The 12,659-nt window shown below is 68.8% G+C and carries 14 protein-coding genes, 1 tRNA gene and 1 pseudogene; 7 read left to right on the forward strand and 9 right to left on the reverse strand.

From position 1 onward, the window contains the following. The coding region (locus tag HUV01_RS05940) for a pyrroline-5-carboxylate reductase family protein (RefSeq protein WP_302480024.1) at nucleotides 1-400 on the forward strand (400 nt) is incomplete at its 5' end. A 28-nt stretch (nucleotides 401-428) separates the two neighbouring features. Here HUV01_RS05940 and HUV01_RS05945 read toward each other — a convergent pair. Next, complete coding sequence (locus tag HUV01_RS05945; RefSeq protein WP_174297385.1) at nucleotides 429-965, reverse strand: MarR family transcriptional regulator; 537 nt, start codon at nucleotides 963-965, stop codon at nucleotides 429-431. Between the two features lie 117 nt (nucleotides 966-1,082). Between HUV01_RS05945 and HUV01_RS05950 the strand changes: the two genes are divergently transcribed. Together HUV01_RS05950 and HUV01_RS05955 are read left to right on the forward strand one after the other, a co-directional pair. After that, a complete protein-coding gene (locus tag HUV01_RS05950; protein WP_174297386.1) occupies nucleotides 1,083-2,177 on the forward strand; it encodes a branched-chain amino acid aminotransferase in 1,095 nt (364 codons plus the stop codon). A 58-nt stretch (nucleotides 2,178-2,235) separates the two neighbouring features. Next, nucleotides 2,236-2,307, forward strand: a tRNA-Gln gene (locus tag HUV01_RS05955). A gap of 75 nt (nucleotides 2,308-2,382) precedes the next feature. On the opposite strand, the gene HUV01_RS05960 is transcribed toward HUV01_RS05955, so the two are convergent. The 3 genes from HUV01_RS05960 to HUV01_RS15460 form a co-directional block, all read right to left on the reverse strand. Next, nucleotides 2,383-2,553, reverse strand: a complete 171-nt coding sequence (locus tag HUV01_RS05960) for a hypothetical protein (protein WP_174297387.1) — start codon at nucleotides 2,551-2,553, stop codon at nucleotides 2,383-2,385. Nucleotides 2,554-2,615: 62 nt separating this feature from the next. Then, entirely contained in the window at nucleotides 2,616-3,131 is a 516-nt protein-coding gene (locus tag HUV01_RS05965) for a hypothetical protein (RefSeq protein ID WP_174297388.1), read from the reverse strand. 180 nt (nucleotides 3,132-3,311) lie between these two features. Further along, nucleotides 3,312-3,575 (reverse strand): AAA family ATPase, encoded by a 264-nt coding sequence (locus HUV01_RS15460; protein ID WP_174297389.1) that lies wholly within the window; start codon nucleotides 3,573-3,575, stop codon nucleotides 3,312-3,314. Nucleotides 3,576-3,822: 247 nt separating this feature from the next. Between HUV01_RS15460 and ispG the strand changes: the two genes are divergently transcribed. Then, on the forward strand, nucleotides 3,823-4,956 hold the full coding sequence (gene ispG / locus HUV01_RS05975; protein WP_174297390.1) for a flavodoxin-dependent (E)-4-hydroxy-3-methylbut-2-enyl-diphosphate synthase: 1,134 nt from the start codon (nucleotides 3,823-3,825) through the stop codon (nucleotides 4,954-4,956). Between the two features lies 1 nt (nucleotide 4,957). Here the strand turns inward: ispG and HUV01_RS05980 are convergent, their stop codons facing one another. The 5 genes from HUV01_RS05980 to HUV01_RS06000 form a co-directional block, all read right to left on the reverse strand. Then, a complete protein-coding gene (locus HUV01_RS05980; protein WP_174297391.1) occupies nucleotides 4,958-6,439 on the reverse strand; it encodes a M23 family metallopeptidase in 1,482 nt (493 codons plus the stop codon). 27 nt (nucleotides 6,440-6,466) lie between these two features. Beyond that, on the reverse strand, nucleotides 6,467-7,000 hold the full coding sequence (locus HUV01_RS05985) for a GNAT family N-acetyltransferase (protein WP_174297392.1): 534 nt from the start codon (nucleotides 6,998-7,000) through the stop codon (nucleotides 6,467-6,469). Between the two features lie 83 nt (nucleotides 7,001-7,083). Continuing rightward, nucleotides 7,084-7,638 (reverse strand): hypothetical protein, encoded by a 555-nt coding sequence (locus tag HUV01_RS05990; protein WP_174297393.1) that lies wholly within the window; start codon nucleotides 7,636-7,638, stop codon nucleotides 7,084-7,086. A gap of 106 nt (nucleotides 7,639-7,744) precedes the next feature. Next, complete coding sequence (locus tag HUV01_RS05995; RefSeq protein ID WP_174297394.1) at nucleotides 7,745-9,193, reverse strand: AMP nucleosidase; 1,449 nt, start codon at nucleotides 9,191-9,193, stop codon at nucleotides 7,745-7,747. Nucleotides 9,194-9,295: 102 nt separating this feature from the next. Next, nucleotides 9,296-9,775, reverse strand: a complete 480-nt coding sequence (locus HUV01_RS06000; protein WP_174297395.1) for a peroxiredoxin — start codon at nucleotides 9,773-9,775, stop codon at nucleotides 9,296-9,298. A 109-nt stretch (nucleotides 9,776-9,884) separates the two neighbouring features. Between HUV01_RS06000 and HUV01_RS06005 the strand changes: the two genes are divergently transcribed. From HUV01_RS06005 to HUV01_RS06015, 3 genes and pseudogenes are all read left to right on the forward strand, one after another. Then, nucleotides 9,885-10,460 carry a YqgE/AlgH family protein gene (locus tag HUV01_RS06005; RefSeq protein WP_174297397.1) on the forward strand — a complete coding sequence of 192 codons (576 nt, stop codon included), beginning with the start codon at nucleotides 9,885-9,887 and terminating at the stop codon, nucleotides 10,458-10,460. Between the two features lie 97 nt (nucleotides 10,461-10,557). Continuing rightward, nucleotides 10,558-12,003 carry an adenosylhomocysteinase gene (ahcY, locus tag HUV01_RS06010; RefSeq protein WP_174297396.1) on the forward strand — a complete coding sequence of 482 codons (1,446 nt, stop codon included), beginning with the start codon at nucleotides 10,558-10,560 and terminating at the stop codon, nucleotides 12,001-12,003. Between the two features lie 158 nt (nucleotides 12,004-12,161). After that, nucleotides 12,162-12,659: pseudogene (locus HUV01_RS06015) on the forward strand (hypothetical protein); the annotation flags it as partial.

A 12,659-nucleotide genomic window follows, 5' to 3' on the forward strand; every position in this document is an offset into this window, starting at 1 on the left:
GATCTGCGCGCTCGCGGTCGCGCTCGCGGCGCCGCTCGGCCATGTCGAATGGATCGCGGACGAGGGGGTGTTCGACGCGGTGACGGCGCTGTCGGGCTGTGGGCCGGGCTTCGTGTTCCGGTTCGTGGACGCGCTCGCCGCCGCGGGTGCCGCGCTCGGGCTGCCGGCCGACCAGGCGCTACGGCTGGCGCGAGCGACGGTCGCGGGATCGGCGCGGATGGCGATGGAGGCGGACGAGAGCCCGTCCGTGCTCGCCGACCGGGTTGCCAGCCCCGGCGGATCGACGCGCGAGGGGCTGAACATCCTCAATCGCGACGACGCGCTGCGACGGTTGCTGTCGGAGACGCTGGCGGCGGCCGCGCGGCGCAACGGGGAACTCGCGGCGGCGGCGAGGGGCTGAGGTCGATACCGCCGCCGCCCCGTCCCGCTTATCCCCTCAGGCTGTCGACCTGCGCGCGTTCCGCTTCCGGGATCAACCCTTCCAGTACCGCCCAGAACCCCGTCACCGCATGCTGCCCCGCCCGCGCATAGGCCGCGCTCATGCCGCGGCGGACGGCGTCGAACAGGTCGTGCTCCATCCGCGATCCGACCGGCGTCAGCCGCAGCAGCCGCTGCCGCCGGTCGCGCTCGCCGGGTCGCGTCTCGACCAGGCCCCGCTCGCTCAGCTCGTTCAGCACCCGGCCGAGCGACTGTTTGGTGATCGCGAGCAGCGACAGCAGCTCGCTGACGGTCAGATCCGGCTTCTGGGCGATGAAGTACAGCGCGCGGTGATGCGCGCGTCCCAGCCCCTGATCGGCCAGCCCCTGATCGATCGAGCGGGTCAGGTGGCTATGCCCGAAATACAGCAGTTCCATGCCCCGGCGCAGCTCGGCGTCGCGCAGGAACAGCGGCGACGCCGGCGTGCTGGGGACGGGGGCGGGGGCAGGCGCGGGGGCACCTGGGGCGGTCGATGGTAGGGCAGCCATGTTGACCGGCTTTGCCATCCGCCCTACGCCGCCGCAACCCCGATCGACCCGCACGCGTCCGCCGGCGCGCGCCGCTGGAGCAGACTGCCGATGGCCGATGCCGCGCCTATCACCCCCATGACCTCTTCCCCGGTGTTCGCCTTCGAGCCGCATGCCAGCCCGGTCCCGGCGAGCGAGCGCGATGCGGCGCTGCTCGACCCCGGCTTCGGGCAGGTGTTCACCGACCATATGGCGGTGATCCGCTATTCGCGCGAGCGGGGCTGGCACGAGCCGGCGGTTCGCGCGCGTGCGCCGCTGACGATGGACCCGGCATCCGCGGTGCTCCATTACGCGCAGGAGATCTTCGAGGGGCTGAAAGCCTATCGCCTCGCGGACGGTGGCGTCGCGCTGTTCCGTGCCGACGCAAACGCGCGGCGCTTTCGCGGCAGCGCGCGGCGGCTCGCGATGCCCGAGCTGCCCGAGGAGCTGTTCCTGGAGTCGTGCCGCGCACTGGTGCGCACCGACGCCGACTGGATCCCATCCGGCCCCGACGGTGCGCTGTACCTGCGCCCGTTCGCGATCGCGAGCGAGGTGTTCCTGGGCGTGAAGCCGTCCGCCGACTATCTCTACATGGTGATCGCCTCGTCGGTCGGGGCGTATTGGAAGAAGGGCGCGGCGCCCGCGATCTCGATCTGGGTGTCGCAGACCTATACCCGCGCCGCCGGCGGCGGCACCGGCGAGGCGAAATGCGGCGGCAACTATGCCGCCAGCCTCGCCGCGCAGGCCGAGGCGATGCGCCAGGGTTGCGAGCAGGTGGTGTTCCTCGACGCGGTCGAGCGCCGCTGGGTCGAGGAGCTGGGGGGCATGAACATCTTCTTCGTGTTCGACGACGGATCGCTGCTCACGCCGCCGCTGACCGGCACGATCCTGCCCGGCATCACCCGCGACTCGCTGATCGCGCTCGCCCGCGGGCGCGGTCTGGTAGTGCGCGAGGAGCCATATGCGTTCGACCAGTGGCGCAGCGATGCGGCGAGCGGCCGGCTGCGCGAGGTGTTCGCCTGCGGCACCGCCGCCGTCGTCACGCCGGTCGGCACGGTGAAATCGGGCGGCGGCGATTTCGAGATCGGCGGCGGTGGTCCGGGACAGACGACCCAGGCCCTGCGCGCCGCACTCGTCGACCTTCAGCGCGGCGCGGCTCCGGATCCGCACGGCTGGCTCGAACGATTGACCTGACCGGCCTAATCCGCTTTTAAAGCCGCGCGGCCTCGCTATAAGCCCCGCTCCTGCGCGATGGGGCGTCGCCAAGCGGTAAGGCAGCGGCTTTTGATGCCGCCATTCGCAGGTTCGAATCCTGCCGCCCCAGCAACTCTTCCTATAATAGGTAGCACCGGTACCAATCCGAAAGCCTGATTCGTACCCACCTTTCAGCGTATGAGCGTTACGAACCCGCAGCGTCGAAAGGAGGTCGCGTGATGGCGACGCTCCGCTTCCACCCATCTGCAATAACCTGCCCGTCGAGCTTGATGTCGATGCGGCGACCGTCGACGACCTTGGCGTCCTCGTGACGGAACCACGCTTCATCGTGGGCAGGCTGATCCAGCCCGACCACGATGGCGTTCTTCCCGGAATGCTGATCGCAACGTCGCGCATCCAGTGTGTCGTGGAAGCCGGTTAGCGGCTCAAAAAGCCCGGTCCCTTGTCGCCGAACGCGCCCGGCTCGAAGCGCGCAGGAAGAGCGCGGGCATCGTCCGGCTGTGCCATCGCCGCCGTCGCCACCTGCGGGGCGGGCGGCGCGGCGTTGAAGGTCAGCGACTCGGCAAGGTAGCCGGTGATCGCGGTGCCCGACCTGATGTAGCCGCTGGTGCCGTGAACAAAGATGACGGGCCAAGATATTAAGGCGGCAACGGGGAGAGACCACGCAGTCGCTTCCTTGCCCCTAGCGGAAGTGCCTCCGCTGAGCCGGACAGGGCCGTAGGGCGTCTGGACATAAAGCAAATGTATTTCGATTTGGCCCTTCTTGCCGAAATGCCCATTGCGCTCGGATCGCGCGACCTCGGCGACGGCGGGCGCACCGACCGGAACGACGATCTGCCCGCGATAGGACAGGCTCTCGGCGACTTCGAGGTACACGCGGTCGCCCGGCTTCATCTGCTTGGTATTCGCCTCCGTGCGGGTGCGGAGCGCCAAGCCTGTCCCCATCGGGAAGTAGGTCCGGACGCCCGGTCCGGACTGTGACGCCTGCGCCGGCCAGTAATATGCCTCCTGCGCCGACGCCGCGCTGCCGACCAACGTCGCGAGCGCCGCGCCGATGATGAATGACCTTCTCACGTCTGATCCCCTCCTGCTGATGACAGGCGCGAACTACGGCTAAGAGGTTAAGGAAACGGACGATCGTTCATAAACTACTAGTCTCGCGAACGCGGACTCAAGCGTCAATCCGATGAGATTACAGTGAGGATCAGCATCCAGGATCAGCACCCGGTGACCTAGTCGCTCCAGCTTCAATCTAAGATGGACGGTGGTGGTGGTTTTGCTGACACCGCCCATGTGACTGAAGGGTAAATCACCTTGGCTATCTCCGCCGCCCTTATAGGCGCCTTGTTCGACGGCACGGTGAGTTCTCGCCAGCATGTCGAGAGCGAGACAGCATGGCTAGCGCCAGGTGCCCCAAAGCGAAATGTCTTCCGCATGGTGCGTTTGCTACCACAGACCGAACTCTTCCGGCCTGTTCCAGCGGATGCGATCCAGCATCTCGGCGGAGCGGTTGCCCGTCCGACATCCTGCTCGCCATGGGCAAATCAGGGGGCATGGTATCGGGTCGCTCTAGGTTCGCGGCCTCCGGCGCGCTATAAGGGAACTGTCCCCAAGAGGAACTCCCATGTCCCTTCGTCCCTGGCGCGACATCGTGCGCCGTCCGAGCCGCCAGATCATGGTCGGCAACGTGCCCGTGGGTGGCGATGCGCCCGTCACCGTGCAGACCATGACGAATACGCCGACCAGCGATCCCGTCGCGACGATCGACCAGATCCGCCGCTGCGAGGACGCGGGCGTCGACATCATCCGCGTCAGCTGCCCCGACGTCGAATCGACCGCGGCGTTGAAGCAGATCGTGCGGGCGTCGCGGGTGCCGATCGTCGCCGACATCCACTTCCACTACAAGCGCGCGCTGGAGGCGGCGGACGCGGGCGCGGCCTGCCTGCGGATAAATCCCGGCAACATCGGGTCGGCGGCGCGGGTCAAGGAGGTGGTGGACGCGGCCAAGGCGAACGGCTGCGCGATCCGCATCGGCGTCAACGCCGGGAGCCTGGAGAAGGACCTGCTGGAGAAATACGGCGAGCCGTGTCCCGAGGCGCTGGTCGAGAGCGCGATGGACCACATCAAGCTGTTGCAGGACCATGATTTCCATGAGTTCAAGGTCGCGGTGAAGGCGTCGGACCTGTTCCTGGCCGTCGCCGCCTATCAGCAGCTGGCGGAGGCGGTGGACTGCCCGCTGCACCTGGGCATCACCGAGGCGGGGGGGCTGATCGGCGGTACCGTCAAGTCGGCGATCGGCATGGGCTCGCTGTTGTGGTTCGGCATCGGCGACACCATCCGCGTGTCGCTGTCCGCAGAGCCCGAGGAAGAGGTGCGCGTCGGCTTCGAGATGCTGAAGGCGCTGGGCATCCGCAACCGCGGCGTGCGCGTCGTCTCGTGTCCGAGCTGCGCGCGGCAGGGGTTCGACGTGATCCGCACCGTGCAGAAGCTGGAGGAGCGACTGCAGCACATCCGCACGCCGCTGTCGCTTTCGGTGCTGGGCTGCGTCGTCAACGGACCGGGCGAGGCACGCGAGACCGACATCGGCGTCACCGGCGGGGGCAACGGCCGGCACATGGTATATCTGTCGGGCGTGACCGATCATCATGTCGAGGATGCCGGCATGGTCGACCATATCGTCCGGCTGGTCGAGGCCAAGGCGGCGGAGATCGAGGCGGCCGACGAGGCGGCGGTGCTGGGCGCGATGGCGGCGGAGTAATCTAGCCGCCGCGCTTCAGGCCCATCAGCCAGGCGACACGCGCGCGGAACGCCGGCATCGCGGCGCCTTCCAGCGTGGTCATTCCCGCCTGCGCGATCGGCAGCGGATCGACCGCGACGCCGCCGCGCGTTATCTCCCAGTGGAGGTGCGGCCCGGTCGACATGCCCGTCGAGCCGACATAGCCGATGACCTGTCCCCGTCGTACCGCCTCGCCCGCACGGACCGCGACCCGGCTGAGATGGCCATAGCCGCTGCCCATGCCGCCGCCATGCGCCAGCCGGATGAAATTGCCATAGCCGCCGGTCCACCCCGCCGACAGCACCGTGCCGTCGATCACCGCGAACACCGGGGTGCCGACCGGCGCGCCGATGTCGATCCCCTTGTGCATCCGCGAATAGCCCAGGATCGGATGGAACCGCATCCCGAAACCCGACGTGATATGCCCCGCGACCGGCATGCCGAGCGACCCCTGCTGTCGCTGCGTCTGTCCGTCGGCGTCATACCAGCCATCGTGGCCGTTCCCGTCCCGGGTCCCCGGCGTCCATCGCACCAGCCGGAGCGCGTGCGGCCCCGTGCCGAAGCCCGCGAACAGCAGGCGGCCCCAGCGGGTTTCTCCCGACGCGACGCGCGTACGTTCGATCACCAGGTCGAAGGCGTCGGTCGGCGTCACTTCGCCGAACGGCACGCGCGGGGCGATCGCCTTCAGATAATCGGCTGCAGCCTCGGCCGGCACGCCCGCGGCGCGGATCGCTTCGTAGAGGCCCGTGCCCGCCACGCCGCCCAGGCGCAACGGCGCGCGGTCGATCGCGACCGGCGGGCGCGACAGGAACAGACGCCCGCCCGCGCGGGTGAGCGCCAGCGCGAGGTCGATCCGCGGGCGCAACGCCAGCGCGTCGAGCGGGCGCGGATGGAATAGGTCCGGGCGGCTGCCGAACGTCACCGTGACGCGCAGGCCCGGCGACAGCACGGCGCCGGTATGCGCCACCAGCGCCTCCGCATCCCGGGCATCCTGCGCGCTCGCACCGGCCCGCAGGAGCAGCCGCCCAAGCGTGTCGCCGACGCCGATCGTCACGACGCTCCCGATCCGGGCGCGCTCCGGGACGCGGGCCACCGGCACGGCACTGGCTGTGGGAGCGAGGCGGCGGCCTCCGTCGCCACCCCGCCCGAGCGACACGATCGTCAGCGCCCGCGCCGCCTGCGCCTCGACGCCGGCGAGCGGTGCGGGAACCGCTCCTTCAAGCGCGGGCAGCCGGGGCGCGAGCAGGCAGGCCATCGCCACGAGCAGCATGCATGTCGCAAGGCCGCGCCACCAGCGGCCCGATCCGACCTCCACGGTGAGGTCGACGGTCCAGGAAGCCGGCTCGCCGGGCGTGGCCAAGGCCGCGGGCGTCCGGACATCCGGGACATCCGCGCGCCCGAACGCGCGTGCGCCGCCGCTACCGCCACCGGCCGGCGTCCAGTCGAGAGGGTCACGAACGTACATTCGTGTGCGACCCTGCCGCCGAAAGATTTATCGGTCGTTGACAATCCGCGCCTGCGCCCGCTCTCGCGCGGCGTCGCGCCGTCCTTCCAGCGCCGCGACGTCGGCGCCGGCCAGATCCAGCCGCAGTTCGTGCATCGTCATTCCCGAACGATAGCCGCCCGGCCACACGCTCGTCTGCTCGAACCCGCAATGGACGAAGAAGGGCGCGACGAGCGGCGATGTGTCGACCGTGACCCAGCGGGTCGCCGGTGCGCTGCGTGCGATGCCCAGCACTCGCTCGAGCAACAGCAGCCGACCGAGCGCAAGCGCATGGCTCGAACGGTGGACCATGCCCCAGCACAGCAGGGCCTTGTTGTAGTGATCCCACACCTCCCACCCGCCGAATGCCACCGGCTGCCCGTCGATCGCCAGCACCAGCGCCGGGCCATCGGGATCGTCCAGCGACTCCTCGAACCACGCCCGTTCTCCCGGCCCGAAATATTCGGGCAAGTTGGAGTCGAAGATCGCAAGCGCGGCGTCCCGATCGGCATCGGTATAGGAGCGGGTGGTGATGAGTGGCATCGGAGTGCTGGTTAACACCATGACTACGGAAGGATGCCGATCCGACATCCTTGCGCGATCGACGATCTGAAGACCGGGCAGGATCAATCGGCGTCGGGGATGGTGTTCTCGTCCGCGATGCCCGCGCCAAAGGACGCGCCGGAACTGGTGCCGTCGGGCTGGTGCGCCTTGCCGCCGAGGTTGGAACCATCGGGGTCGGGGGCATGGGGCTTGGGCGCTGGCGACGGTGCGGGTTTGGAACTGCTGCTGCGCAACGCGAGCAACGCCGCGGTCGCGACGGCGCCCACGGCGGCGAGGCCACCCGCGATCGCCGTGGTGCTCCAGCCCTTACCGGACCTGGCCGAGGCCTTCCTGGCCTTGGCCTTGCTCGTGGTCGGCGGCGTGGTGCGCTTGGCCGCGCGCGGCTTCACCGCCTTGACGGCGGAGCGCGCCGCGCCTGCGACCGCGGCGGCGGGTTTCCTCGCGACCTCGACGACCGCTTCCTCGGCCGCCACGACCGTTGCCTTCACCGTCCGCGGCTTGCGGGCCGGCTTCGCGGCGCCTTCGGACCTGGTGGACGGTGGTCGGCCGACGCGGCGCTTGGGCGCCGGCGAGTCGGTCGGCGCGGATGCGGGTGCGTCGGGCGTGTCGTCGGCCATCGAGTGCTCCTGTAGCGGCATGATGGCGGGTAACGCGTCACGGCAGGATGGTTTCCAACGCGCAACGACTCCGCGCGCGCCGGCGGCGACCGGCGGCGGAACGTCGTCAGCGAAAGGGCGGCTCATCGAACGCGCGCAGCTTGCGGCTGTGCAGCTTGGGACCCTCGCGGCGCAACTGCTCGCACGTCTCGATCCCGATCTTCATGTGCTCGGCGATCGCGCGTTCGTAGAAGCGGTTGGCCTGACCGGGCAGTTTCAGTTCGCCATGCAACGGTTTGTCCGACACGCACAGCAAGGTCCCGTACGGCACCCGGAAGCGATACCCCTGCGCCGCGATGGTGGCCGACTCCATGTCGATCGCGACCGCGCGCGACAGCGAGAAGCGCAGCGCCGACTGCGAATAGCGCAGTTCCCAGTTGCGGTCGTCGGTCGTCACGATCGTGCCGGTGCGCAGCCGGCGTTTCAGTTCGTCGCCGTCCTGGCCGGATACCGTCGCGGCCGCGCGCGCCAGCGCCTGCTGTACCTCCGCGATCGCGGGCACCGGGATCTCGGGCGGCAGCACGTCGTCGAGCACATGGTCGTCGCGCAGATAGGCGTGCGCGAGGACATAGTCGCCGATCCGCTGCGACGGGCGCAGGCCCCCGCAGTGCCCGATCATCATCCATGCCTCGGGGCGCAGCACCGCGAGGTGGTCGCAGATCGTCTTGGCGTTGGACGGACCGACGCCGATGTTGACGAGCGTGATGCCCGTCCGGTCGGGCGCGATCAGGTGATAGGCGGGCATCTGATGCCGCCGCCACGCGCTGTCCGACACGATCCGCTCGACGTCCGCGCCGTCCTCGATCACGACCCCGCCCGCGCCCGACAATGCGGTGAAGCGGCTGCCCCGCTCCTTGTCGGCGCCCAGCTGCGACGCGCCCCAGCGGACGAACTCGTCGACATAGCGGTGATAGTTGGTGAACAGCACGTACCGCTGGCAGTGCTCGGGCGGCGTGCCCGTGTAGTGCCGCAGCCGCGCGAGGCTGAAATCCGTGCGCAACCCGTCGAACAGCGCCAGCGGCCGGTCGAGCTCCTGCGCGGTCCGGATGCCGTCGGCGATCTCGTCGCCGATATGCGCAAGCTGCGTCGCCGGGAAGAAGCGCGCGATCTCGGATGCCGACACCTCGTCCAGGCTCAGCGCATGGCCGGCATCAAGCACATAGGGGAACGGGATCTCCTGCCGCCCGGCCACCGCCTCGACGGCGACGTCGTGATCCTCGATCAGGAGCGTCAGCTGCTCGATCAGATAGTCGGCGAACAGCGCGGGCTTTGTGACGCTGATCCGATAGTCGCCGGGGATCGACAACCGCCCGAACGAGCGCATCGGCGTCGGCCGTCCCTCACCGCCGCGGTACCGCAGCCGGATCTCGGGGTAAGCGAACGATCCGTCGCGTCGCACCGCCGGATCGGGCGGCGTACCGTCGCTGACGAAGGCGGAAAGCGCCCGCTGGAGCCGATCGACCGAGGCGCGGTACAGTCGGTCCAGCTCGGCGACGAGGTCGGCGGCACTAGTCATTCCTGGCGGCTAGGCTGACCGGGAAAGGCTGACAAGACCGGAGCATGAGCTCGGGGGAGGGGGCAGGATGCCACCGCCCCGTCCCGCCCCGATCGTCCGGCATCATATCTGCGACAGAAGATGTTCCGCCGAGCTGACCGCGAACTGCCCGCCTTCCTCGACGTTAAGCTGCTCGACGACGCCGTCCCTCACCAGCATGGCGTAACGCTGGCTGCGCTGGCCCAGCCCGAACTTCGATCCGTCCATCGTCAACCCCATCGCGGTCGCGAACTCGCCATTGCCGTCCGCCAGCATGGTGATGGCTCCGGCGTCGTTCGCCTTCGCCCACGCGGCCATCACGAACGGATCGTTGACCGCGGTGCAGGCGATCTCGTCCACGCCCCTGGCCTTCAGCTCGGCCTCCTTGTCGACGAAGCCAGGCAGATGGCGCGCCGAACAGGTCGGCGTGAAGGCGCCGGGCACCGCGAATACCGCGACGGTGCGGCCCTTGAAGAAATCGTCCGATCCGACCTGGTCTGGGCCATCGGGAGTCGCCTTCGTCAGGGTGGTGCTGGGCACGTGATCGCCGACGCTGATCGTCATCGAAATCTCCTGTATGTCGCGCCGCGGTGCGCGGCCCGCGTGCAGGTCGCAGGCGATGGCGCCGATTTCAAGCATGGCGGGCCAAGCCAGGGCCGACTATCGTGCCGTCATGGAGAACAGCAGCTTCCTGACCGGCCAGTTCCTGCTCGCGATGCCGGGGATCGGCGACCCGCGCTTCGACCGGGCGGTGATCGCGATGTGCGCGCACGATGCGAACGGCGCGCTCGGGATCGGCATCGGCCAGACGATCCCGGGGCTCGCTCTTCACGAGTTGCTGGCGCAGCTCGGGATCGATCCCGGCGATGCTCCGGACGTTCCCGTACACTTGGGCGGACCCGTCGAGCCCCGGCGAGGCTTCGTGCTGCATTCAACCGATTGGGGCGGGCAGGACACCGTCGACGTCATGGGGCGCGACGGCGTCGTCCGCTGGGCGCTGTCGGGCACGATCGACGTGCTGCGCGCCATCGCCGCCGGCAAGGGACCGGGACGCTGGGTCGTGGCGCTTGGCTATGCCGGCTGGGGCGAGGGACAGCTCGACGCGGAGATGACGCGCCACGGATGGCTGAACGTCGCGGGGGACGAGGCGCTACTGTTTGATACCGGGGCGGACGGGCGCTGGGCCGCGGGTTTCACGGGCGCGGGGATCGACTGGCGGCTGATCGCCAGCCCGGCCGGGACTGCCTGACAGGATCGCCGACATGCGATATAAAGACATCTTTATATTTGCATGGCGTCTGGCGAGGAGATAGGACGCGTCGATTGCATCAGCCGGAGAAACCATCGTGGCCACCACGCTCGACACGCCGCCCGTCCAGACCAACGGCGCGCAGACGACTGACTATGTCGTCGCGGACATCTCACTGGCCGATTTCGGCCGCAAGGAAATCGACATTGCCGAGACCGAGATGCCGGGCCTGATGGCGCTGCGCACCGAGTTCGGCACGTCGCAGCCGCTGAAGGGTGCGCGGATCACCGGCTCGCTGCACATGACCATCCAGACGGCGGTGCTGATCGAGACGCTGACCGCGCTGGGCGCGCAGGTTCGCTGGGCGACGTGCAACATCTTCTCGACGCAGGACCATGCCGCCGCCGCGATCGCCGCGACGGGCGTTCCGGTGTTCGCGATCAAGGGCGAGAGCCTGGCCGACTACTGGGACTATGTTGGCGACATCTTCAACTGGGGCGCCGATGCGGATGGCGAGACGGCCAACATCATCCTCGACGACGGCGGCGATGCGACCATGTTCGCGCTGTGGGGCGCGAAGCTGGAGGCGGGTGCCACGCTTGGCGAGCCGGAGAATGACGAGGAGGTCGAGTTCCAGCGCGCGCTGAAGGCCTATGTCGCCAAATACCCCGGCTATCTGACGCAGACGGTGAAGAACCTGAAGGGCGTGTCGGAGGAGACCACCACCGGCGTCCACCGGCTGTACGAGATCGCCAAGAAGGGCGAGCTTCCCTTCCCGGCGATCAACGTCAACGACTCGGTCACGAAGTCGAAGTTCGACAATCTGTACGGCTGCAAGGAATCGCTGGTCGACGCGATCCGTCGCGCGACCGACGTGATGCTGGCCGGCAAGGTCGCCTGCGTCGCCGGCTTCGGCGATGTCGGCAAGGGCTCGGCGCAGTCGCTGCGCAACGGCGGCGCCCGCGTGCTCGTCACCGAGATCGATCCGATCTGCGCTTTGCAGGCGGCGATGGAGGGTTTCGAGGTCGTGACGATGGACGAGGCGGTGAAGCGCGCCGACATCTTCTGCACCGCGACCGGCAACGCCGACGTCATCACCGCCGAGCACATGGCGGCGATGAAGCCGATGAGCATCGTGTGCAACATCGGCCATTTCGACAGCGAGATCCAGATCGCCGCCCTGTCCAACTATGGCTGGGACGAGGTGAAGCCGGGCACCGATCTGGTGAAGTTCCCCGATGGCAAGCAGATCATCATCCTTGCCAAGGGTCGTCTGGTGAACCTGGGCTGCGCGACCGGTCACCCGTCGTTCGTGATGTCGGCATCCTTCACCAACCAGACGCTCGCGCAGATCGAGTTGTGGACGAAGGGCGAGAACTACCAGAACCAGGTGTACGTCCTGCCCAAGCACCTCGACGAGAAGGTCGCCGCGCTTCATCTGGAGAAGCTGGGCGTGCATCTGTCGCAGCTGACCCCGAAGCAGGCCGGCTATATCGGCGTGCCGGTCGAGGGTCCGTTCAAGCCGGACCATTACCGCTACTGATCGGGATCGTAGCGCAGGATAGCGGGGCCGCGTTCGTCATCCGACGTTCGCGGCCCTTCGCCATCGTTGGTCGATCTTCGCCCCCGCAATTGCCGCCGTCGGGCCGCATGGCCTAAGAGCGAACCGATGACGGGCAGGGCCAGCGGCGCGAGGCCGCGATGATCGCGATACCGACGGTGACCGTGGTGCTGCTGGGCGCGCTTGTGGCGATCCTGGTGATCTGCGGCGCGGCGATGCTGTTCCACGGCCTGCGCGCGCGGCGGGCCGCGTCGGGGGAGGGCCATGCCGTCCGCCGGCTCCAGGCGCTGGTCGCCTCCGCGCCGATGCAGGCGATGATCGTGCGCGTCGATGGTCAGGTCGAGCTTTCCGACCGGCTTGCCGGCTGGCTGGGGCTCCAGGCGCCGCCCCGGTATCTCGCCGAACTCCACCGGCCCGATGCGGGACTGGACGAGGCGGAGGTCGCCGCGCTCGTCGCGGACGTGTCGGCTGCCGCCAAGGCCGCGCGCCCGTTCACGCGCACGCTGCGCCCGCTGGCGAGCGCGTTCGCCGATTCCTTAGCGCCCTTTTTGGGTGTCTCGAGTGCTTTGCCGAGCGCGAGCACGCCGGAGAGCGATTCTGCTTCGGGAATGCGCGAAGAGAAGGCACGCTCGGCGGCG

It is taken from the genome of Sphingomonas bacterium (assembly GCF_903643035.1).
Classification (GTDB): domain Bacteria; phylum Pseudomonadota; class Alphaproteobacteria; order Sphingomonadales; family Sphingomonadaceae; genus Sphingomonas.

Bases quoted from the DNA above. Each gene is read 5' to 3' on its own strand.
- HUV01_RS06005 (WP_174297397.1), top strand. From the start codon at position 9,885: ATGGAGAACAGCAGCTTCCTGACCGGCCAGTTCCTGCTCGCGATGCCG.
- HUV01_RS05950 (WP_174297386.1), top strand. From the start codon at position 1,083: ATGACCTCTTCCCCGGTGTTCGCCTTCGAGCCGCATGCCAGCCCGGTC.
- ispG (WP_174297390.1), top strand. From the start codon at position 3,823: ATGTCCCTTCGTCCCTGGCGCGACATCGTGCGCCGTCCGAGCCGCCAG.
- HUV01_RS06000 (WP_174297395.1), bottom strand. From the start codon at position 9,775: ATGACGATCAGCGTCGGCGATCACGTGCCCAGCACCACCCTGACGAAG.
- HUV01_RS05990 (WP_174297393.1), bottom strand. From the start codon at position 7,638: ATGGCCGACGACACGCCCGACGCACCCGCATCCGCGCCGACCGACTCG.
- HUV01_RS05945 (WP_174297385.1), bottom strand. From the start codon at position 965: ATGGCTGCCCTACCATCGACCGCCCCAGGTGCCCCCGCGCCTGCCCCC.
- HUV01_RS05985 (WP_174297392.1), bottom strand. From the start codon at position 7,000: ATGCCACTCATCACCACCCGCTCCTATACCGATGCCGATCGGGACGCC.
- HUV01_RS15460 (WP_174297389.1), bottom strand. From the start codon at position 3,575: ATGCTGGCGAGAACTCACCGTGCCGTCGAACAAGGCGCCTATAAGGGC.
- HUV01_RS05995 (WP_174297394.1), bottom strand. From the start codon at position 9,193: ATGACTAGTGCCGCCGACCTCGTCGCCGAGCTGGACCGACTGTACCGC.
- HUV01_RS05980 (WP_174297391.1), bottom strand. From the start codon at position 6,439: ATGTACGTTCGTGACCCTCTCGACTGGACGCCGGCCGGTGGCGGTAGC.